This window comes from Paenibacillus piri (genome assembly GCF_004354045.1).
Lineage (GTDB): Bacteria > Bacillota > Bacilli > Paenibacillales > NBRC-103111 > Paenibacillus_S > Paenibacillus_S piri.
Map to the genome: position 1 here is coordinate 1 of NZ_SMRT01000040.1, position 18,600 is coordinate 18,600.

Below are 18,600 nucleotides of genomic sequence, written 5' to 3' on the forward strand. Positions count from 1 at the left end.
TGACAGCCAGAAGGAAAAGTTTGATGAAAAAATGTGGGTTCAACGATTTACTCCGCGTAGGGCTAGGAGCATCTGGTCGAAAGTGAATAAAGACAAAGCAGAGCTTCTCATTACAAATGGAAGAATGAAGCCCTCTGGGTTCAAAGCGATTGAAGTTGCCAAAAAGAATGGACAATGGGACAAGGCCTACGAATCGCAAAGTATCGCTTCTATGCCTGAGGATTTCGCAATTGAACTTGAGCGTAATGTCAAAGCGAAGGCATTTTATGATACGTTGAATAGCCAAAATAAATATGCAGCTCTGTTCAGAATCCATAATGCCAAGAAGCAAGAAACCCGGGCGAAACGAATTCAACAGTTTGTAGCGATGCTTGAAAAAGGTGAAAAAATATATCCCTAATCAGCCCCTATCGATTTTGAACTAACGGGAACGATAGTTGGGAGCTTGCCGCGCGGCAAGCTCCTCTTCGTTCATTAAAGTAACGGGTAGCATTCCAATATATGGTATAATGGGGTTGTTATCGCAAGTAAAATGCCCGTTGATATACAAGAACGGGATGAGATCATTTGCTAATTATAACGATTCGGAACGCCTGGAGAATACCAAGCCGTACGAGGTAACACACTCAAGTCGATCAGCCGCCGGATGGGCAAGACAAATGTCTAAATCGATTGCAGTCCGGTTTCAAAGCTTAAACACCTGCAAATCCGAAGTGCAACAAATCGTAACTGTTTAAAGTCGAACTTGTAAGAGACTACAACGAAAAGAGGGTTAATATGATCCAATCGATTCGTCGCATGATGCTTCCTGCCCTGCTGTGCGCCGTAATCCTGCCTGCTTCCTCTAGCCATGCCGCCGGAGAATGGCGGTACTACCACCCCAGCCAATTGGTGTTGACAGAAACGACACCGCTTTTTAACGGGAAGCCGCTTGGAATGGGCGGAGCCCTAGCTCCCGTAGGGGCTTCGCTTGCTCCTCAAGTCGTCAACTGCGTAGGAGGTTTTAATCGAGAATATTATGAAATTGAGACATGGATGGGCAGGAAGTGGGTATCGGCTGACTTCCGCATATATGGTCAAGAACCCAATGCACATCGATTCAAGAACCAAATAAGTGAAACTATGTATTTATATGATGAGCCTTTCGACGATAAGAAAACAACACTATCGATCTCCCCGCAAATTGTCGAATCTACCGATGCTACGGATGTAGGGAATCGCACCTTTTTGAAAATCAAAACTTGGATCGGCGACAAGTGGTTACGAATGGGGGAGATCACTACACCGGTGGAAGCGATCCAAAGATGGGATGAGAAGACTGAAACTTGGATCACAATTTCTGAATCCGTAGGTTAATTTCGGGAACGGCTGACCGGATAGATCGGCTACCTTTGTTCATGTAACGGAGAACGATAGCGTGGAGCTGCGAACAGCTCCTTTTTGACGTTCGTTGAAGTAAAGGGCAGCATACTTTAAGATCATACTCGGTGAACCTTACCATAAGTAACGGCAAGTTTTTTCGGAAAATCTCGCAGCGGGCTTGGTAAGGGTCATTGCTGAGCATGGGATTGGGATGGGACACGCTAGATGGCAAAGTCGGCGCAAACGGGCCTCTGCGAGCTTGTTCGTGCTCACAAAACGATGCGGTATCTAGAGGAGGACTTTTGCTTGCGGAAAGCAAAAGCCCCCTCCGCTTGTTAAGCGGAAGGGGCCCAGATCAAAAATGCTTTTGGACTGTGGGGTCAAGCTCAAGCTGGATTCCAGCGACTTTGTGCTTGTCCTTCAAGTGGGATTGCTTTGTCACTTTTGTCTTGACAGAAGACCCTATCGCTGCGGCTCAGGTAGGCAAACAGAGCTTAGAGGGCGACGAGCTCTGCGAGCTTGGCCGCGACGTCTGCCATTGGCTCTTCTGCAGTGTCCAGGCCACTTCGTGATCCGAGCAAGGGACTGACTTCGCGGAGAGCTTCATACGTTGTCTCGTGTACAATCGGAACGAGCCGCTCACGGGCGAGGAGTGCCGAAAGTTCTTTGTCGGCAATGCCCTCTTTTGGAAGTCGGCGTAGAAGTGCAGGGGTAACCAGCACAATCCCGACTCGCGAGTTCGCCAAGCCCTTGTCGATGGCGCGTAGCAACGGCACGCCGAGGCCAACGTCCTTCTCGCTGAACCAGACGGATACACCACGTGACTCAAGCAGATCGTGCAGCTCCTTGGCGGCCCCCTGCCGGTCGTCCCACGCATGGCAGAGGAAGACGTCTCGAAGTTCAGGCCGCGTGGCCAAGTTTTCGACGCTGTTGCGGACTGGGGTGAGTGCCCGAACTTGTTCAGGCGTGTACTGCACGGATGAACCTGCTCCTGACCAGCGCGGCTTTGCGCTGCGGCTGGAACCTCCGCCGCTGCTTCGGCCGCCCCCACTTCCCAGGGACGGGGAGTAAGACGAGGGGGAGTACGACCTGAAGCCACTATAGCGGCCACTACTACCGCACGCTGGGCAGTTAGCTCTGGCACTCGCTGAGCGATGTCCATTTACTGGAGCTGTGCATCTAGACATGTCCTTACCTCCTAATATGATTTTCCTAGTAATATATTACTTCCAATTAGGAAAATAATCCATATATTTGAAGAATTGTGTCGCATCTTGAATTGTAAAAGGTGTTTAGTTTGATAGTTGACCGAGAGAAAGTTTACGTGCCGGACGTGTTGCTAAACTCGAGGAGTGAAGAATGGATCGGCTTGAAAAGGGGTTTTGCCGGGCATGGTCGGGAATGGGCCACGCTAGGTGGCAAAGTCGGCGTAAACGGGCTTCTGCGAGCTTTTTGAGGTCACAGAACGATGCGGTACCTGGAGGGGGACTTTTGCTTGCGAAAAGCAAAAGCCCCCTCCGCCGTTTTGGCGGAAAGGGCTAGTTCAAAAAAATGCTTTTGGACAGTCGGGTCGAACTCAAGCTCGATGCCAGCGACTTTGCGTCTGTCCTTCATGTGGACTTGTTTGATTACCGTTTGAAGGAGCGTCTTTTGCGTTTCGGACTGTGATTCTGCGAGCAGGCTGTGAAACTGGGAAAGCGCCTGCCGGACTTGCTGGAGCGGGACAGGGTCGGACGTGTTGTCTGCCAGTTGCCTCTCAGCCTCGGCTCTGCGCCGCGTGAGTTGTTCGTGCTGGATCTTCATTTCGCTCAGCCGCTCGACGAACAGGTCGTCATCCACGCCACTTGACTCGAACAGCTTGAAGAATCGCTGGCGCTGGCTCTCGATGCTTGCCAGTTCTTTATCAATTGCCGTCAGTTCCTTCTGGAGCGGGGCTACGCTCTTCGTTCGGTCTTTGTTGATCTTTTTCACGACGTCCTCTAGCACCTTTGGCTTCTGGACGACTTCAGCAAGCCGCTCGAAGACAAAGCTCTCGACCATGTCCGCTCGGACGGAGTTGGAGTTGCAAACCCGGCTTCCACGGTTGCGGAAGTTGTTGCAGACGTAGTACCTGCGGATGACGACAGTTCCGTCCTTGAGCGTGTCGCGGGTGCGGTGAGCTCCCAGTGTTGTTCCGCACTGAGGGCACCTCAGAAGTCCCGTCAGGGGGTAGGTACCGTCGAAGACGCGCGGCGGGGAAAACGACTTCTTGGCGAACAGCGCCTGCACGGTTTCCCACAGGTCTTGAGAAATGATCGCATCGTGCTTGCCGTCGACGATGATTGGGTTCGGATTGATGCCCTTGCGTCTCGTCTCAGCCCAGTTCTCTCGCACGTTGAACCTGATTTTGCCGACGTACACCGGGTTGTTTATGATTGTCTTGATTGCCACACTGCTGAACGCATTGCCGGGTTTCGTCTTGTGGCCCTCTTGGTTCAGTTGGTTGGCGATGCTTCGAAGTCCCTGACCACTGGCGTACATACGGAAGATCTTACGGACTAGCTCTGCCTCGATCGGGTTGATTCGCAAGAGAGACTCTTTGTCGCTTCCCTTCGGAACTTCGACCACTTCATACCCCAGCACCAGCCCACCGTTCCACTTCCCGTTTCTTGCCCGCTGCTTCATGCCCATTTTGACGTTTTCGACGATGATGTTTCTTTGGTACTCCGCCATCACCCCCATCATCTGCATCATCGCCCGACCGGACGAGGTGGTTTGATCGAAGTCCGGATCGGCCACGCAACGCAGTGTGACGTTGTTGCGCTTAAGCAGTTCCAAGATGGACAACAAATCTGAAAGTCGCCTTGAGAGGCGGTCTGTCCTCCACAGCCAGAGCTCCGAAACTTTTCCACTCTCGATGTCTTGTAGGAGCTCCAGCAGGGCCGGACGCTTCTCGATAGACTTACCGGAGATTCCGGCATCGACATACTCTTTGAACACGACCTTGTGTTCCGCCTTGCAGCGAGCCTTAATTTCCTCCAACTGCCCCTCGATGCTGAAGCCCAGTTCCGCTTGTTCTTCGGTCGAGACGCGATCATACGCTACAACTTGAAGCTCTGGTGTAGTGACGGGGTTTTTGAACACATTGAGGGGTGGTTTCTTTCGTTTTGTCAAAGTCATGGTCAGTCCTCCTTGTTTTATGCGATTTGCCTGAACTCTTGCGTTCCGAGTAGTTCGGCAGTTAGCTCGAAGTCGACCGAGTCCTCGGTCTCTCGCTGGAGCAGGACGCTAACCCGCAGGAAGGTGACTTTGCTCACCTTGGACGTTTTTACGACGCTTGACTCGCCAGCGAGGAAGTTTCTTACCATCTCCGCCAAAATGGCGACCGTCGTTTCGTAGTTGCTGTCTGTTGGAATGTACATGTTGTGGCCTCCCGAAAAATTTGTGTTTGGCGAGCTGGACGGTACTCAAAAATGCCGTCCAGCCACACTTTCGTTGTGTGGCTTAGAGTTGGTGCCACACTGGAGGTGTACTGACTCGCACTGCAAGGGCCCGTTAGCAGTGCGTCGGAGTACACCTGTAGTTCACCGGCGGAAATCTGCGCTTTGCTTGCTCCGGCTAGGCTGGTGATGAAAAGTGCGGCAGTTCAGCTACCAGCACGTTACCTCAAGCTGACGAAATCGACTCCCCCGAAGGAGCTGAGATGAAAACTGAACTCTTCAGGGATGAAGTGTTCTGGCTTGCCATCCAGCCATTCGTTAACGCCAAGTTTGCGGAAGATCCTTGCCGGAAGGTAGTTGAGGTCGAACTGGAAGCTTTCGTAATCGAAAGCTTCCTCCAGCGCTTCTAGTTCTACCTCCTCGAAGTCCGTGCCGCTCAAGAGTAGCTCTTCGCCGTCATCATCTTTTTCAAACAGAAGTTCGTCCGAGTCGTATTTGAAGGCTTCCTCGAACTCGCCGCCGACGGTGACGCGCACAAGCTTCCTTTGCAAGCTATCGTTCTGGCTTCTAGAACTTTCAGTTGTGGCCTCGGTCGATGTTCCGTCGTCATCAGCATCCTCGAACAGGGCAGTCATGCTCGGCCTCATTTCCGACAAAAGACTCAAGCCGTAGAGGAAGCGGACACCATTTGACGTTCGTTCGTCAGGCATTGGGATCCCGGCGTCTAACAGTGCGTTTTTGAAGGCCGCCCAGAACAACTTGCGGTCTCGAACAGTTTTCGAGGCGAAGTCTGTTTCCCCTTGCCGTCAGAGAGGTTCCGCCGCTACGAGCATGACCCAGACATTTGACCCGTTACTGTCGGACGTGACGTTTTCGTTCCGATCGAACATATCTTTCAGCTTCTGGAGAACCAGTTCGTTTACCGTCAGTTTCTTTCCGCTTGGTCTCTCAGCCATTGTTCCACCTCCTCATCGTGCGCTCCGGCCAGCATGAAGAACGTCATCAGGTAGTCGTTGTCGTACAGCACTGCGACTTTGTACACCTGGAGTCCTTCGCCTAAGTCGAGCAGTTCGACGTACTCTGGGAAACTTCCCAGCAGTCCGCCGTTTTCGCGGCTCAGCCCGACGTTGCCGAGATCCCGGACGTTGTCTCCTGCTTCGAGAACGACGATGTAGCCGTGCCTGCCCAAATGGAACTCGCTCTCCTCCCCGTCCTCCAGTTCAACCCGTAGTTGGTTAAAGTAGTCCTCGATCTGATTGAGGAGCGCTGAAGGAAGCACTTCCGCGCGACACAGAATTACAATATCCTGCTTCGTTTTGATGACTCTCATTTCTATATACCTCCTGAAAAGGAAATGAACCCTCGTAAAGGGGTCTTGGCTCTAGGTCACGAATATGATATATGTACCAAAAATAGTTTGAACCGTTTTTAACGGGCAGTATAATTCAGATTATTCATTGACAGATACTATAAATGAGTAGTATTATTTTCCCAAAAAATTTAAAAAGCTGCTATGGATTGCCGATTGAATTCAGCAGTCTATGCAGCATAAATAGAAGAAAGCAGGTGGTGTTGCCGTGAAAGGCGTTGAAACCGTACCGATTCTTGTGGAAGAAATGCGAGCTTGGAGCCGTGAGGTGCTCGGAAAGTGGGTGGAGGACGAGTTTGTAGTAGAGACATGGGCAGATATCGCCTTAAACTTGGATCTGATCGAAGATTTTTCGAGAGGGAACGCTCGGTTGGAGTCCATCGTGGAGCGTATTCGGAACGGGGTGATCAGTCGCCGGTTGGAGATTACGACCGAACAAATCACGCCTCTCTCTGCCCGCGTGTATTCCACGTACCGCAATTGGCCGGACGAAGTGGCGAGGAAAGGCGCAATGCTGGCCGCCTCCATCGCAGACACTCATGGCATAGGGGTTGTTGCCGTTCCGAAGCCGAACATTATCGGTGAAGGGTTGATGCAAGTATTGGCGGCGGGTCAAATAGGATTAATCCTCACGCAGAACAACCCGATGATGAACATGGGCATTTCCGACGAGAACTTGATCGGCAACAATCCGCTTGCCATTTGCGCGCCGGGCGAACCACCGTTTTTGTTCGACGGTTCCTTCTGCGCTCACAATCGGTTTGTCTACGGACGACTGTTGAAGGACGATCACGGCAACGTCTCGTACCCCCCGCTGGGTGGCTTAAAGGGATTGCACATGGCGTTGGGCATGGAGTTTCTGGCTGGCGCCTTGACCGGAGGTTTTTTCGGAAATGCGCCGGGGAAGCCATGGGGCGAAGGGGCGGTAATTATGGCCTTTAGCTCAAAGCTGTTTAATGCCGAGGGTATGCAGGCGCAGACCCGGGAATATTTGCAATCGTTTCACACATACCCAGGCCATCATTCCTTCGAGCTTCGCAAACAGGTGTTGGACCGAGGTTGGATCGAATACCCTCAAGAGGTTTATGAGCTGTTTTGCCGGGTAAGCAATCAATCGGGGGTTAGCATGCTTAACATTGCCTCAGTCGGCATGTAAATGTAAATACATAGAAGTGGCTGTTACATGATAAATTTAGATAGTTGAATGGATGGAGTTATGAGCGGTGCATACGTGCCGCTCTTTTTGCTTTTACCTGGCGATTTACCGGAGGGAACTGCAATGGCCATTACGAACGGGACACGTTAGTTGAACAAGCTAGATCAAAGAAAGGGCCATCCCGCAAAAGGATGGCCCCTAAAACTTGCCGTTACAGACAGCGCGGTGAACCTTACCACAAGTAACGGCATGTTTTTTTGGAAAATCCTGCAGCGTACTTGGAAAGGGGCTTTGCCGCGCGTGGTTTTGTTATGGGCCACGCGCGATGCTAAGTAGGCGCAAGCGGCTTCTGCGAGCTGTATGTGTTGGAGAAGCTGCCGCAGTTGCCCGACCCGTAAGCTGCCAGTGCGCTGGATGCATTTGCTTCCTCAAACCTGTTGTGTTTTTCAACTACAAATAGGATTCTCGAGTCCCCATCTGATGGGACTATTTACGATGTCTTAACGATGCAAATCTTTGGCGGATTTAGCGCCCCGGTTGCGCAACCACTGAACCAACTCACCGGTAGTGCTTCGTTGTGCTGCATCCAAAGGGGTCAGTCCGTCCCATACGGAAATCCAGTTCAGTTCGGCCCCTCGTTCGAGCAAATACTCGGCAGAGTGCCGCTGTCCGCCGTGGCAAGCGCACCAGAAGGCGACCGTAACTTCATCCGGGGGTGGATTGTGGCTGGCTCCCCACGGATATCGCCGTGAAAGTGTGGTCCCGGCAAAGTGGGCTTCCATGTCATCCAACAGTCCAAGCGCGGCGGCGTGCCAAAGCGTGAATTCTGCACCGCGCTCAACCAGCCGGTGTGCAGCATTCCACTGCCCAAACGCCACTGCATCGTCCAGCGGCGTTCCACCGGCGATGACCGCACCAGACGCCTCAATATCAGCGCCGACATCGAGAAGCGTGTCGAGCACCTCGATATCATCGCTGCTCGCAGCCCAATGAAGAGGTGTCTCGACATGAGTGCCGCCGGTGATTCGAGCGTTCACCTCAGCACCAGCTTTGACCAATTCGGCCACCGTCGCCGCACCGTTTGGAAAATGGCCGGGCCAATCGGTAGCCACATGCAGCAGCGTACGCGACACGTTCCCGTTGCACGTATCGGCTCCAATAATTCTCGCCGTAGCAAGTCCAGGATTCCCGGTGAGCAGTTTCTGCAATCCCTGGACATCGCCGGTGCGGATTGCCTCGACCAAGGTGATCGCAAGAGGCTCGTTTTCGGAAATGACCACTATGTTCATCCCTCCTAAATTTGTTAATTCTAATTATAGCAGAGTACATAGTAATGTGGTGTGTTCGGTCAGCGCTGCGGACGCTGTTCCGTCCCGGCGAAGGTTTTCGACGTCCTACCGGGCGTTGTGTTCATCCCTCCTGAAAAAGAATGCCTGATAGCGCAGCATGACGGCGCAGATTGTGTCGGTCTGTTCGGCGTAATTAAAGACCGTCAAGAGTGCTTATTCTATTGGATCAGTTGGTGCAGACCAAGTTTACTCAAGCGTTAAAACAGGGAACATACGTTCCTTCTGTTGTCTGATAATAAAGTTGTTGAATTTATAATAAAGTCGTTTAAATTTGATAATAAAGTTGTTTAAAAAACGGCTATCGTCGTTAAGCTACCCCGAAAATTACTCATAGCGTAGATCTAAAAATGGCAACACGAAACTAAGCGTAGCCTTTAGCTTTTTTTAAAAACTACGCCTCCTTGATCTATGGAGGTAGGATATTTAAGATGCTTCTGAAGTGGGAAGAGCTACATGAAATCCGAGGCTTTCCAACCTTCGAACAGCTTGTTTCACAATCATTTCCTGCTGTCGTTTTTCAAAATATTGTCCGCCTAATTCTTTATACTCCTCGCCGCGTTTGAGAAGGTGGTAAGCAATTGTCATGATGGAATGAGCGACAGCCACGGCTGCACGGTGCCTGCCTTTTCGAGCAGCAATACGTCGGTACTGGGCCCCCAGATAGTTGTCTGATCTGCATACAGAGTGAGCGATTTCAATAAGTGCCGATCGGAGGTACTTGTTGCCTTTGCGAGTTTTCGAGGATTTTCGTTTACCGGCACTTTCGTTATGCCCCGGAACAAGACCGGCCCATGAGCATAGGTGAGCGGCAGTGGGGAAACGCGATCCGATGTCGGTTCCAACTTCCGCCAGGATTTGTTCTGCGGTTCGCCTAGCGATCCCGGGGATGGTATCTAGCCTCTCAATGTCCTGCTGAAAAGGGTCGAGCCGTTTGGCTACCTCCGTATCCAGTTCCACGATTTGTTCGTTGAGAAAATCAATGTGCGTCAACATGGTTTTTAACATGATGCGTTGGTGGGCACTCATATTTCCGCGTAAAGCCAGTTCTAGTTCTTCTTTCTTTTTCTTCAACGTTCGGCGAGCGAAGGCAGCCAGCTTTTCCGGATCTTCTTCTCCTTCAATCATGGCATCCATCATATCGCGGCTGGAAATTCCCATGATGTCGGAGACAACGGCGGCCAATTTAATGTTGGCTCCTTCCAGGACCTTTTGTACCCGATTGTGTTCGCGAGCTCGTTCCTGAATCAGGCTGCGGCGGTAACGGACCAATTCGCGAAGCTCTCTTTGATTTCGGTCGGGAATATAGCTCACTTTCAGTAACCCATGGCGTAAAAGATTACAAATCCACTCGGCATCTTTGACATCCGTTTCCTGCCAGGCACCGCTTTGATGTGCGCAGCGTTAACGACGAGGAATTGAATCTCCTCGGCTTCGAGCAGATTCACGATCGGTTTCCAAAATACGCCGGTGCTCTCCATGGCCACGTGAGTACAGCGATGTTGTTTGATCCAGTCGATTAGATCAAGCAGGAAAATCGTATGCGTTCGAAACGTCTTGATCTCCTTTCCCTCTGGTGTAACGACGCAGGCAGTGATTGACTTCTTGTGAACATCCAGACCGCATGCTCGTTCGATAAGGACTTCCATGAAAATCACCTTTCTACGGCAGATAGAGTTGAGGACTGGCGCAACAACCAGTAAAGGGTTAGTCTACCCCGCGTGCTTCCAGAAAAGGAGCGACATTCCGTGGTGCACCATGGTCGTAGTAGTCAGACTAACGGTTGGGTTCGCGACACCATAGCTTAACGACCTTCCTCGCCAGCCGTAATAATAGTATAAAACGCTGCACCAAAATTTTCATCTTTCGTGGTGCCCGACAGGGCATGGGTGGCTAACGGGTAACGATAGCGTGGAACTTCCAAAAGGACAACTCCACTTTAATGTTCATTGAACAGTAATTTGTAATAAACTTGAAATCATCATTTCACCTTACATTAATAAATGTGCCTATAATAAGAGTTGACCCCCTTTTTAAATATAAACCTTTAGCCCTGTAGCCCGTTGCTATGGGGCATTTTTTTTATTGAAATGGCAGTTTAACGTAATACTGTGTTCATTTGAGATACTGTTCAGCGAACAGGGGATCCGATCGAGTTATTTCCTTTGCAGACCTATGATCATATTATCTTAAATATTTCGGGTGGCGCAGATTCGATGGGATGCCTTTGTGAGTTCATCAAGCAGGGAGTGGATCTATCCAAAATGGAGCTCTGGCATCAATATGTTGATGGCTACGGAGACCAGTACACCGAATTTCGGGATATTTAAGCATTTACTTTATAAACCGTTTAATTTATTATAGAATTGTACATGATGATAGACAATTATTGAAAGGAGGAAAATACTTAATATGTATGTCCAATGACATCTTTTCAGCGTTGGCTGATCCGACTAGACGAAAGATACTGGAATTGTTAGCCGCTCACAAGAAATTGCCGGCATMCGAGATCCATAGTCATTTTCAAGCCAGCCCCCAAGCGATATCTCAGCATCTTAAAATATTGCGGGAAGCGAACATAGTCCATGTCGAGAAGCGGGCGCAACAGCGGATTTATCAGTTGAACGTCGAGGCCATGAACGAACTGAACGAATGGACCGGGATGATGCGACAATTGTGGAATTGCAGGCTTGACACGATGGATGCAGTATTGAAAGAAGAATTGAATGAACAAAAGAGAAAGGAAGAGGAGTCCGAATGAATCAAGAATTAAAAAAACAGGAACTTGTCATCACCCGAGTATTTGACATACCGATTGAATTGGTCTGGAAGGGTTGGACAGATCCAGAATTGGTGGTGAAATGGTGGGGGCCCAAGCATTTCACCTCCCCTTCTTGCAAGATTGATCTGCGAGAAGGAGGCAGATACTTGTTTTGTATGCTGGCACCAGAAAGCCAAGGAGGTCAGGCCAACTTTTCTACGGGCACATACACAAAAATAATACCGAATGAGCGTCTTGAATTCACACATTACTTATCCGATTCGGATGGAAACATCTTAGATCCAGCCGAAGCGGGCCTGCCCCCTGACTTCCCGTTTAAAATTGATTACGTTATCGATTTTAAAGCAAACGGAAACAAGACTGAACTCGTTATCACGGAGTATGGTTGGACGCAAGGTGAGATGCTGAAGCGTTCCATCATTGGGATGAATCAATCGCTCGATAAGCTTGCCAAAGCGATTGGAACAATATATTAATCCATGGAATCTTAATATCAAACCTGTCTTATCTTAAGAGATAGATAATTGTTGACAAAAAGAACCCCCGGAAGACATGCCGCAACGTCATTGGGGAATGCAGCGCGACATGAAATCCAAAGCTTTATTACCGAAGAAACTATATCACATGAAGTCTAAAATTCCAATATTAAAGAGGATAAATGAATGGGAAAAATAATTGTATCGGTACACAGTACATTGGATGGTGTTTTCACAGAATCGCGTGGAGACGAGAACGATTTTACAAGCTGGGCTATGCCTGGCATTACAGATTCATGGAAGGACATCCTGACTATGGTCCAGCAGGCCGAAGCCATCTTGATGGGCCGGGTCACCTATGAAGGTTTATCACAAGCTTGGCCGTATATGGAGGGAGATTTTGCTGATGCCATGAACAATACGCCCAAGTATGTAGCTACTCGCAATATGAATATACGGGAAGTGTACTGGGGGGATTATAGCAGCACTATTTCCCTGCTTGCCGGTGACTTGAGCCAGAATGTTGCTAAGCTCAAAAATAAAATCCAAGGCGACATCATGGTTACGGCGAGTGCCGGTCTTGTACAGAGTCTGATTAATGCCAAGTTGGCGGATGAGATCAGCATGATGATCCATCCTGTTATCCTTGGCAGCGGCAAGCGATACCTTGATAACATTACCGCTAGGAACGATTTGAAACTCTTAAATACTCAAATATATGAAACAAGTGGTTCAATGAAACTGGATTACGAGGTTATGAAATAACAACTAAAATGTATGATATGTCATGACTATACAGGCGCGCAGTGATAGATATAAAAATATTAAAATAGCAAAATAAAACGCAACATGTGTTAAAGATAATATTATGAGTTTATACAATTAATTCAAATAGAAAGGACGATAGTTAATTCGTAAAATCATTCTATTCATCCACAGTACTTTTAATGGAGTTGTCACTGGCGACCCACGCGTGGACAAAACCAACTTCAATGTCTGGACAACTGACGCCAGCAATGAGTAAGGTTCTGAGTACCTATTAAATACGTTCGATACAGCTGATACCATTTTGCTTGGCCGCGGAACCTACGAAGACCTCTCTAGAAAGTGGCCGTCTATTAATGACTGGCTAAACGTCAGCGATGTAGGAACACGCCTGGGTGAAAAGATAAATAACGCCCACAAACTAGTTGTAACCGGCGACCGCCCGCTCGACGAGCTAAAATGGGGAGAATTTGAAGCTCCAAAACCTTATTGAGAAAAGTGCCTGCATACGTTGCGAGTAAGCACGGGGGAGTCGGTCTGACCAAAGCAGCTGCTCTTGAATACGCCAAGAGGGGACTACGGGTTAATGCGATTTGTCCAGGAACAGTTCACACGCGACTGGTTGGTAAACGGGTTCCCCCAAGCGTTACGGCACTTCATCCAGTCGGGCGAATTGGAACAACAGATGAGATGCGCGGCCGCTGTTATTTGGCTATGTAGTGATGCATCATCGTTTATAACAGGCCATGAGTTAGTGATTGATGGAGGTCGAACTGCCGGCGAATGATTTTGTCGTCCGGACGGCTTCATGTAATGAGCGTTAAGACGGGTAACGTTAGTTGAGAATAGATCGGCAGTCTGAGGGGATGCATCTCTCACGACTGCCGTCTTCTTTTTTAATAGTGCTATAATCCGGGTGTCGTTTATGTAGGAGCATTTATATGAAGTAAAAGCTACATAAATATTAATGTCCGGTGACACAAACAACTAGCTACTGTAAAAGGCTCCCGTATACTTTGGTCTTTAAAAGTGGCAAGCGTTAAAAAGTTTCTTGCATTTCCACAAAAAAAGGGAATTTATTACTATCGGCGAAATAACTAATACCTCTACTTAATGCGTTCTGCAATCCTATAAAGGAGGAACGTCCCTTGAGCAACTGGCATCGAATCGCCTGGATTGACATGCAGATTCGCGAGAATAGGTACCCGAATTGCAGCAGGATCTCAGAGCGCTTTAACATCTCCGTCCGACAAGCCTCTCGAGATGTCGAGTATTTGCGCGATTCAATGGAAGCCCCGGTGGAGTACTGTCCGTTAAAAAGGGGCTACCGGTACACCAATACTACTTTTCAACTACCCGCGGTTGTGATAACGGAGCAGCAAAAGCGAGCGATCGCCCTGTTGGCAAAGGAGTCTAAAGCGATGGCTGGAGGAGACCATCTCGGAATGGCGGACTTGTTCGGCAAGCTAGAGCGGCTGATAGATGAACGGCACGGACCCTTACGAAGCGCTGCTCTGCAAAAGAAGGGAATCAAAGAAGCGGAGGAACGGGCAGCGGCTGTCCTTAACTCAGCGAATACCTCCCCTCTTCTCCCAAGAACGGAACCATTCTATGCGGACATACAGATTGAACCGGCAGATGCCGTCGAGGTGCTGAGGCTAGAAGCCACACCAAAAGGAAATTCGGTCTTTCAGGTCCGTTATTACAGCGTGGAACTTTTCGCGCGTCTCCTACTATCAATCCCTTACGAATTTCGGATCATCTCCCCTAGCTGGCTCCGAAACCTGATACGGCACCGGTTAGAAAAAAAGCTTCGTGGATTCTCTCGGTAGGACAGCATATGTCGTACCGGCACGATATGCTTATATCAGCTCCGGGGGTAATTCAATATGTTGGGAAATAAGGGAGATGACGAATTATATGACAATCATGCATGATAAGCTGAAATGGCGGCCATTTTGGGCAACCCACGTTGGGGCCATGAAAGGGTGTCTGGACTTCTTAAACATCCCTATGTCGGATGCCTGGCTTGTGGGAGGGATCGGCCACGCTTTCATAATGAACATTAATGACAACGTTTCAGCTGCAGGCCCAACCGTTTGGAATACGGAAATGATGATGCTTCTTGGACATAACCTCGGGTTCCACGTCAGCGGCGTTTTTGCTTGGAAAAGCGATCCGCAATTTGAAATTAAACAAAAGCTTGCTTGGGAAACCGCGAGGCGCGCATTGGACCAAGGGTTTCCCTGTTACGGCTGGGAGCTTGGGATCGCCGAATATTATGTGGTTTGCGGCTATGATTCGTTCGGGTATTACTACTCCGGGATTGGGACTGCAGAATACGAAATTTGATCTGGCCCGCGATCGAAAACAGGAGTTGGCAAGCGGTACCTTCACGGAGCAGCTAAGACAAGACCTTCTCCGCCGCGGAGTCGTGCTTTCCGACAATGTCCGTGTTGAGCGGCGTTTCGGGTGCTGGATTATTAAGGACGAGGATGACGGAAGAAGGTACTCCGTATTAGAGGACAGAAATGGCAGACTGATGTTCCATGGGGAATATGAGATAAGCCAAGGTTTCAAGAAATGGACGGAGCTGGGCGCTTCGAAGCTCGGTCTGCTGGAGCTGTACAGCGTTGAACCGGTCTTCACATCCGATGATGACGCTATTGTAAAGGAGGCACTTGAATTTGCACAGGGGCCACGCAAATGGGTGAAGGCTGGCTTCCATACGGGTCTTACAGCTTACGAGACTTGGAAACGAGCACTCGATAACCGTAGAGCGGACGGATTTGGAACAGCGTACAATGCGTCAGTCTGGCAAGAGTGCCGGATGCTTGCGTCGCAATTCCTACAGGAGGCATCCGAGCGCATTGGGGGCTCAACGGCTCTTGAACTGCGTGAGGCGGCAAGATGGTACGACTCAGTTGCACAGGAGCTGAATATCTTAACGGAACGATTTCCGTTCCATCAACGCAATCCCGAGCATATACGGGACGAGGTCGCTCTCGATCAAGCAAGCCGTGCGTTAAGTCGCGCTCAAATTGCAGAGAATCGCGCGATGGAGAAACTTCAGCGAATCGTGCACATGATATAAGCTTGGACCACGCTATTTAGAAATTTTGCCGTCAGAGAATGCAAAGGCTCCAGCGAATTGTATGAGCATTTGGCGATGAACATCGCACAAGATGACGCCCTACTCGAAATAGCATCAAATGCGGGTCCCGGACAGCCTATCCCTAATCTGTTATTTGGCGCGGTACAGAATTTGTTACTTAAGGGGAAGGAGCACGGGTTGCGTGAGCATTACCCGAGTATGGCAGTCGGAATTCCAAGCGGATTAGAGCAGGCCTTTCCGCAGTTTAAGGAATTTTGCATGGTAAATAAGAACGAGCTGATCTCACTCCTACAGACAAAGCTTGTGCAAACGAACGAAGTTAGGCGATGTTCTTATTTATATCCAAGCTTCTGTTTTATCTACGAAAAGGTACAGAAGCCCTTATCGTTAATTGAAATTGGGACAAGCTCAGGGTTACTGCTTTTATGGGATAAATACAGCTATTCATATGGTTCAGACGAAAGATATGGTGAGACGGTCCACTGCTGCTTACAAAAAGCCCTCCTGGTTTTTTTGTTCCGGATCGCGCAGCGTAGACATTGAGAGAAGAAAACCAAACAACTTCTTGTCTTTTATCGGTAGTTATTCTTGTCCTCCAAGCCGCGGGATCTATCTGGTGGCCTCATTAAACTAAATGGCAGTTTTCAGTGATGAATGCCCTTTTTTAAGAGGGAGATTAATTTAAACACTATATAGAAATGGTAGAACTGAATTGAAGTTACTTCTTAGTCTGGTAATTATTCATGGAGTGCTAACAAGCGGAAACACTTGAAATCATTGGGGTATTTGTTATAATGGCAATAGTTTTTAGGAGGTGCTTTATTTGATCACTCATTACATGCGTTTACGGTAAAAAGAGGTGCGGTACAGGTTGACTCATCCGTTTTTTTGAAATCGGAATCGGGTCTATTTGTGGTGCGCCTTTTTCATTTACCTAAACAAATGAATGAGGTGTTTTTGTGTTGCGTAAAAAGAATAAAAAGCCCGTCGTTACCGGGAACAATTCCCGCACGAATCCAAATAAAAGCGAAGGCAGCCCTAACTTTTCTGGTCAGCATTTCCTGCATAATAAACGTGCGGTGTGTGATTTGATCGAAACGGCAAAGATTACGAAAAAGGACGTCATCATTGAAATAGGCGCCGGACTCGGCGCGATCACGCTGCCTTTGGCGGAGAAGGCGAGAATGGTCATCGCTTTTGAGAACGATGCCGCGTACGTTCAAAAATTGATTGGCAAGGTGGAAGGCGAATCTAATATTAAAATCGTTCATGGCGATTTTATGCGGGGATACCTTCCAAGAGAGCCCTTTTGCGTCGTGTCGAATATCCCTTTTTCGATTACGACTCCAATTCTGAGAAAGCTATTGGAAGATCCTTCTACCCCGCTGCAGCGGGCCGCCATCATTTTAGAGATTGGAGCGGCCAAACGGTTTACCTCTTCAGTCATGACGAATCCGCAGCTATTAAGTTGGAGGATGAGGTATGACATGGAACTGGTGCAGACACTCCCCCCGAGTTATTTTTCACCGCCTCCGAAGGTGGAATGCTGTATATTATCTATATGGAGAAAGGCATCCCCTGAAGTTCCATGCCGCTATGGTGCTTTTTTTACGGGTCTTGCTGAATGGGGGCTAAGAAATCCGAAGTTACCTTTCGGCGAAGCGTTCAGTACCGTCTTTACCCCTCCGCAATTGAAACATTTGGCGTCGAGGCTTGGGATTGACCGGGATAAGCCGGTTTCCACATTAAATGAGCGCGAATGGGGCGTTATTTTCCAAACAATGCTGGACCATGTCCCTTCCTATCGGTGGCCGAAAACTTCGCATAACCAAAAACGGAAGCGAGACTAAGCTTCGTTGCTCAAAAAACGCTCAACGCTAGAGACCACTTAAGGACTTGTAGATCGATAGTTTTACCCAAAAAAGGAGCGGTTTTCCAGCTGTGGCAGCTGCTCCGTGCATGGATGGCTAACGGGACACGATAGTTGAACAGAGCGAGGAGCAGTTTGCTACGGCAGCTTCTCCTTGTTTTTATTAAGCTAAGGGCAGGATAGTTCAATGAATGCACGAATATTTAAAAAGTTCAGTTGTCAGCAAAGTTCGATAATATAGCGCTAGGTGAATTACAGGAAAATACAACAATATCAACACCTTCCGGTTAGAAATCCTATCACCCCGGCATCTAACTCCTATGGACGAAGGAGGGAAAACGTTGCAAGCGGAAAAGCAGCCAAACTCCGAGCAGGAGCTCGTGGCCAGGGCAAGGGAAGGCGACCCGGATGCCTTCGGCGAGTTGGTGCGCCGGCATCGGGCGAAGGCGGTCGGCATGGCGCAGATGCTGACCCGGGATACGCATTTGGCCGAGGATATTGTGCAGGAAGCGCTGGTGAAGGCCTTTCTCAAGCTGGGTTCGTTCGTGGACGAGAAGCGCTTCGCCCCGTGGTTATCGCGGATCGTGCGCAACGAGGCGTACATGAAGCTTCGCCGGGGAGGCCCTCATGGCAAGGAGCGGCCGTTCACGGCCTGGTCGGGATTCTCCAATCGTGGAGGGACCACACCATCCACTGTAAGCGACGCTATGGTAGTCCGCTTTGTACAGCGGGAAACGGAACAGTGGGACATCGACGAGGTTTTGTTTCGACTTGGGCAAAGGGCGCTCGAGTCGGCACAACAGGCGACCGACCCGATGCAGGCCTTGTTGCGTAAGGAGCTGATCGACGGCATTCGAAGCCTGCTGCATTGTCTGACGAGCCGCGAGCGAGACGTATTCGAACGGTTTTTCCTGGATCGGCTGCCGCCCCAGGACATCGC

At 49.4% G+C, this 18,600-nt stretch carries 20 protein-coding genes and 2 pseudogenes; 14 read left to right on the forward strand and 8 right to left on the reverse strand.

Translation table 11 applies throughout. The features are described 5' to 3' along the window. Both E1757_RS35075 and E1757_RS35080 read left to right on the forward strand, forming a co-directional pair. A partial coding sequence (locus tag E1757_RS35075; protein WP_133237057.1) for a YdeI/OmpD-associated family protein occupies nucleotides 1-400 on the forward strand: 400 nt, incomplete at its 5' end. A gap of 377 nt (nucleotides 401-777) precedes the next feature. Then, entirely contained in the window at nucleotides 778-1,356 is a 579-nt protein-coding gene (locus tag E1757_RS35080) for a hypothetical protein (RefSeq protein WP_133237059.1), read from the forward strand. A gap of 500 nt (nucleotides 1,357-1,856) precedes the next feature. Here E1757_RS35080 and E1757_RS35085 read toward each other — a convergent pair whose 3' ends face one another. The 6 genes from E1757_RS35085 to E1757_RS35105 all read right to left on the reverse strand — a co-directional run bounded on the left by E1757_RS35085 (nucleotide 1,857) and on the right by E1757_RS35105 (nucleotide 6,111). After that, nucleotides 1,857-2,339 carry a toll/interleukin-1 receptor domain-containing protein gene (locus E1757_RS35085; protein ID WP_246079732.1) on the reverse strand — a complete coding sequence of 161 codons (483 nt, stop codon included), beginning with the start codon at nucleotides 2,337-2,339 and terminating at the stop codon, nucleotides 1,857-1,859. Nucleotides 2,340-2,820: 481 nt separating this feature from the next. Continuing rightward, nucleotides 2,821-4,521 (reverse strand): recombinase family protein, encoded by a 1,701-nt coding sequence (locus tag E1757_RS35090; RefSeq protein WP_133237063.1) that lies wholly within the window; start codon nucleotides 4,519-4,521, stop codon nucleotides 2,821-2,823. Between the two features lie 17 nt (nucleotides 4,522-4,538). Continuing rightward, a complete protein-coding gene (locus E1757_RS35095) occupies nucleotides 4,539-4,763 on the reverse strand; it encodes a hypothetical protein (RefSeq protein WP_133237065.1) in 225 nt (74 codons plus the stop codon). 239 nt (nucleotides 4,764-5,002) lie between these two features. Then, nucleotides 5,003-5,416, reverse strand: coding sequence for a hypothetical protein (locus E1757_RS35100; RefSeq protein WP_133237067.1), 414 nt, complete (start codon nucleotides 5,414-5,416; stop codon nucleotides 5,003-5,005). Between the two features lie 171 nt (nucleotides 5,417-5,587). Beyond that, a complete protein-coding gene (locus E1757_RS36080; protein ID WP_165972432.1) occupies nucleotides 5,588-5,737 on the reverse strand; it encodes a hypothetical protein in 150 nt (49 codons plus the stop codon). Then, entirely contained in the window at nucleotides 5,707-6,111 is a 405-nt protein-coding gene (locus E1757_RS35105; RefSeq protein WP_133237069.1) for a hypothetical protein, read from the reverse strand. Before E1757_RS35105 ends, E1757_RS36080 begins: the two co-directional genes overlap by 31 nt. A 247-nt stretch (nucleotides 6,112-6,358) precedes the next feature. Here E1757_RS35105 and E1757_RS35110 point away from each other — a divergent pair, with 247 nt between their 5' ends. Continuing rightward, nucleotides 6,359-7,306 carry an Ldh family oxidoreductase gene (locus E1757_RS35110; protein WP_133237072.1) on the forward strand — a complete coding sequence of 316 codons (948 nt, stop codon included), beginning with the start codon at nucleotides 6,359-6,361 and terminating at the stop codon, nucleotides 7,304-7,306. Between the two features lie 500 nt (nucleotides 7,307-7,806). Here E1757_RS35110 and E1757_RS35115 read toward each other — a convergent pair whose 3' ends face one another. Then, nucleotides 7,807-8,595, reverse strand: coding sequence for an ankyrin repeat domain-containing protein (locus tag E1757_RS35115; RefSeq protein ID WP_133237074.1), 789 nt, complete (start codon nucleotides 8,593-8,595; stop codon nucleotides 7,807-7,809). Nucleotides 8,596-9,078: 483 nt separating this feature from the next. Next, nucleotides 9,079-10,301, reverse strand: a pseudogene (locus E1757_RS35120) (IS110 family RNA-guided transposase). Nucleotides 10,302-11,068: 767 nt separating this feature from the next. On the opposite strand from E1757_RS35120, the gene E1757_RS35125 reads away from it, so the two are divergent. The 11 genes and pseudogenes from E1757_RS35125 to E1757_RS35170 form a co-directional block, all read left to right on the forward strand. Further along, the gene (locus tag E1757_RS35125) at nucleotides 11,069-11,413 is read left to right on the forward strand and encodes an ArsR/SmtB family transcription factor (protein WP_133237076.1); all 345 of its coding nucleotides are present in this window, start codon (nucleotides 11,069-11,071) and stop codon (nucleotides 11,411-11,413) included. Beyond that, the gene (locus E1757_RS35130; protein WP_133237078.1) at nucleotides 11,410-11,910 is read left to right on the forward strand and encodes an SRPBCC family protein; all 501 of its coding nucleotides are present in this window, start codon (nucleotides 11,410-11,412) and stop codon (nucleotides 11,908-11,910) included. Before E1757_RS35125 ends, E1757_RS35130 begins: the two co-directional genes overlap by 4 nt. 186 nt (nucleotides 11,911-12,096) lie before the next feature. Then, a complete protein-coding gene (locus tag E1757_RS35135; RefSeq protein ID WP_133237080.1) occupies nucleotides 12,097-12,675 on the forward strand; it encodes a dihydrofolate reductase family protein in 579 nt (192 codons plus the stop codon). Between the two features lie 498 nt (nucleotides 12,676-13,173). After that, nucleotides 13,174-13,395 carry an SDR family oxidoreductase gene (locus E1757_RS35140; RefSeq protein WP_281282575.1) on the forward strand — a complete coding sequence of 74 codons (222 nt, stop codon included), beginning with the start codon at nucleotides 13,174-13,176 and terminating at the stop codon, nucleotides 13,393-13,395. Continuing rightward, a complete protein-coding gene (locus E1757_RS37420) occupies nucleotides 13,361-13,462 on the forward strand; it encodes an SDR family oxidoreductase (protein ID WP_425464889.1) in 102 nt (33 codons plus the stop codon). The genes E1757_RS35140 and E1757_RS37420 overlap by 35 nt, the downstream gene beginning before the upstream one ends. A 361-nt stretch (nucleotides 13,463-13,823) precedes the next feature. Further along, nucleotides 13,824-14,507, forward strand: a complete 684-nt coding sequence (locus tag E1757_RS35145; RefSeq protein WP_133237082.1) for a WCX domain-containing protein — start codon at nucleotides 13,824-13,826, stop codon at nucleotides 14,505-14,507. 97 nt (nucleotides 14,508-14,604) lie between these two features. Further along, nucleotides 14,605-15,027, forward strand: coding sequence for a hypothetical protein (locus tag E1757_RS35150; RefSeq protein WP_165972433.1), 423 nt, complete (start codon nucleotides 14,605-14,607; stop codon nucleotides 15,025-15,027). Next, nucleotides 14,972-15,769, forward strand: coding sequence for a hypothetical protein (locus E1757_RS35155; protein WP_133237086.1), 798 nt, complete (start codon nucleotides 14,972-14,974; stop codon nucleotides 15,767-15,769). The genes E1757_RS35150 and E1757_RS35155 overlap by 56 nt, the downstream gene beginning before the upstream one ends. A 12-nt stretch (nucleotides 15,770-15,781) precedes the next feature. Continuing rightward, nucleotides 15,782-16,261 (forward strand): annotated as a pseudogene (locus tag E1757_RS35160) (DUF2332 family protein); the annotation flags it as partial. A gap of 488 nt (nucleotides 16,262-16,749) precedes the next feature. Next, the gene (erm, locus tag E1757_RS35165) at nucleotides 16,750-17,640 is read left to right on the forward strand and encodes a 23S ribosomal RNA methyltransferase Erm (RefSeq protein ID WP_246079733.1); all 891 of its coding nucleotides are present in this window, start codon (nucleotides 16,750-16,752) and stop codon (nucleotides 17,638-17,640) included. Between the two features lie 340 nt (nucleotides 17,641-17,980). Next, a partial coding sequence (locus tag E1757_RS35170) for an RNA polymerase sigma factor (RefSeq protein ID WP_133237090.1) occupies nucleotides 17,981-18,600 on the forward strand: 620 nt, incomplete at its 3' end.

What these genes read in the sequence shown, in the direction of transcription:
- E1757_RS35080 (WP_133237059.1), top strand. Translation starts at nt 778, where the DNA reads ATGATCCAATCGATTCGTCGCATGATGCTTCCTGCCCTGCTGTGCGCC.
- E1757_RS35090 (WP_133237063.1), bottom strand. Translation starts at nt 4,521, where the DNA reads ATGACTTTGACAAAACGAAAGAAACCACCCCTCAATGTGTTCAAAAAC.
- E1757_RS35095 (WP_133237065.1), bottom strand. Translation starts at nt 4,763, where the DNA reads ATGTACATTCCAACAGACAGCAACTACGAAACGACGGTCGCCATTTTG.
- E1757_RS35100 (WP_133237067.1), bottom strand. Translation starts at nt 5,416, where the DNA reads ATGACTGCCCTGTTCGAGGATGCTGATGACGACGGAACATCGACCGAG.
- E1757_RS36080 (WP_165972432.1), bottom strand. Translation starts at nt 5,737, where the DNA reads ATGGCTGAGAGACCAAGCGGAAAGAAACTGACGGTAAACGAACTGGTT.
- E1757_RS35105 (WP_133237069.1), bottom strand. Translation starts at nt 6,111, where the DNA reads ATGAGAGTCATCAAAACGAAGCAGGATATTGTAATTCTGTGTCGCGCG.
- E1757_RS35115 (WP_133237074.1), bottom strand. Translation starts at nt 8,595, where the DNA reads ATGAACATAGTGGTCATTTCCGAAAACGAGCCTCTTGCGATCACCTTG.
- E1757_RS35130 (WP_133237078.1), top strand. Translation starts at nt 11,410, where the DNA reads ATGAATCAAGAATTAAAAAAACAGGAACTTGTCATCACCCGAGTATTT.
- E1757_RS35135 (WP_133237080.1), top strand. Translation starts at nt 12,097, where the DNA reads ATGGGAAAAATAATTGTATCGGTACACAGTACATTGGATGGTGTTTTC.
- E1757_RS37420 (WP_425464889.1), top strand. Translation starts at nt 13,361, where the DNA reads ATGAGATGCGCGGCCGCTGTTATTTGGCTATGTAGTGATGCATCATCG.
- E1757_RS35150 (WP_165972433.1), top strand. Translation starts at nt 14,605, where the DNA reads ATGCATGATAAGCTGAAATGGCGGCCATTTTGGGCAACCCACGTTGGG.
- E1757_RS35155 (WP_133237086.1), top strand. Translation starts at nt 14,972, where the DNA reads ATGATTCGTTCGGGTATTACTACTCCGGGATTGGGACTGCAGAATACG.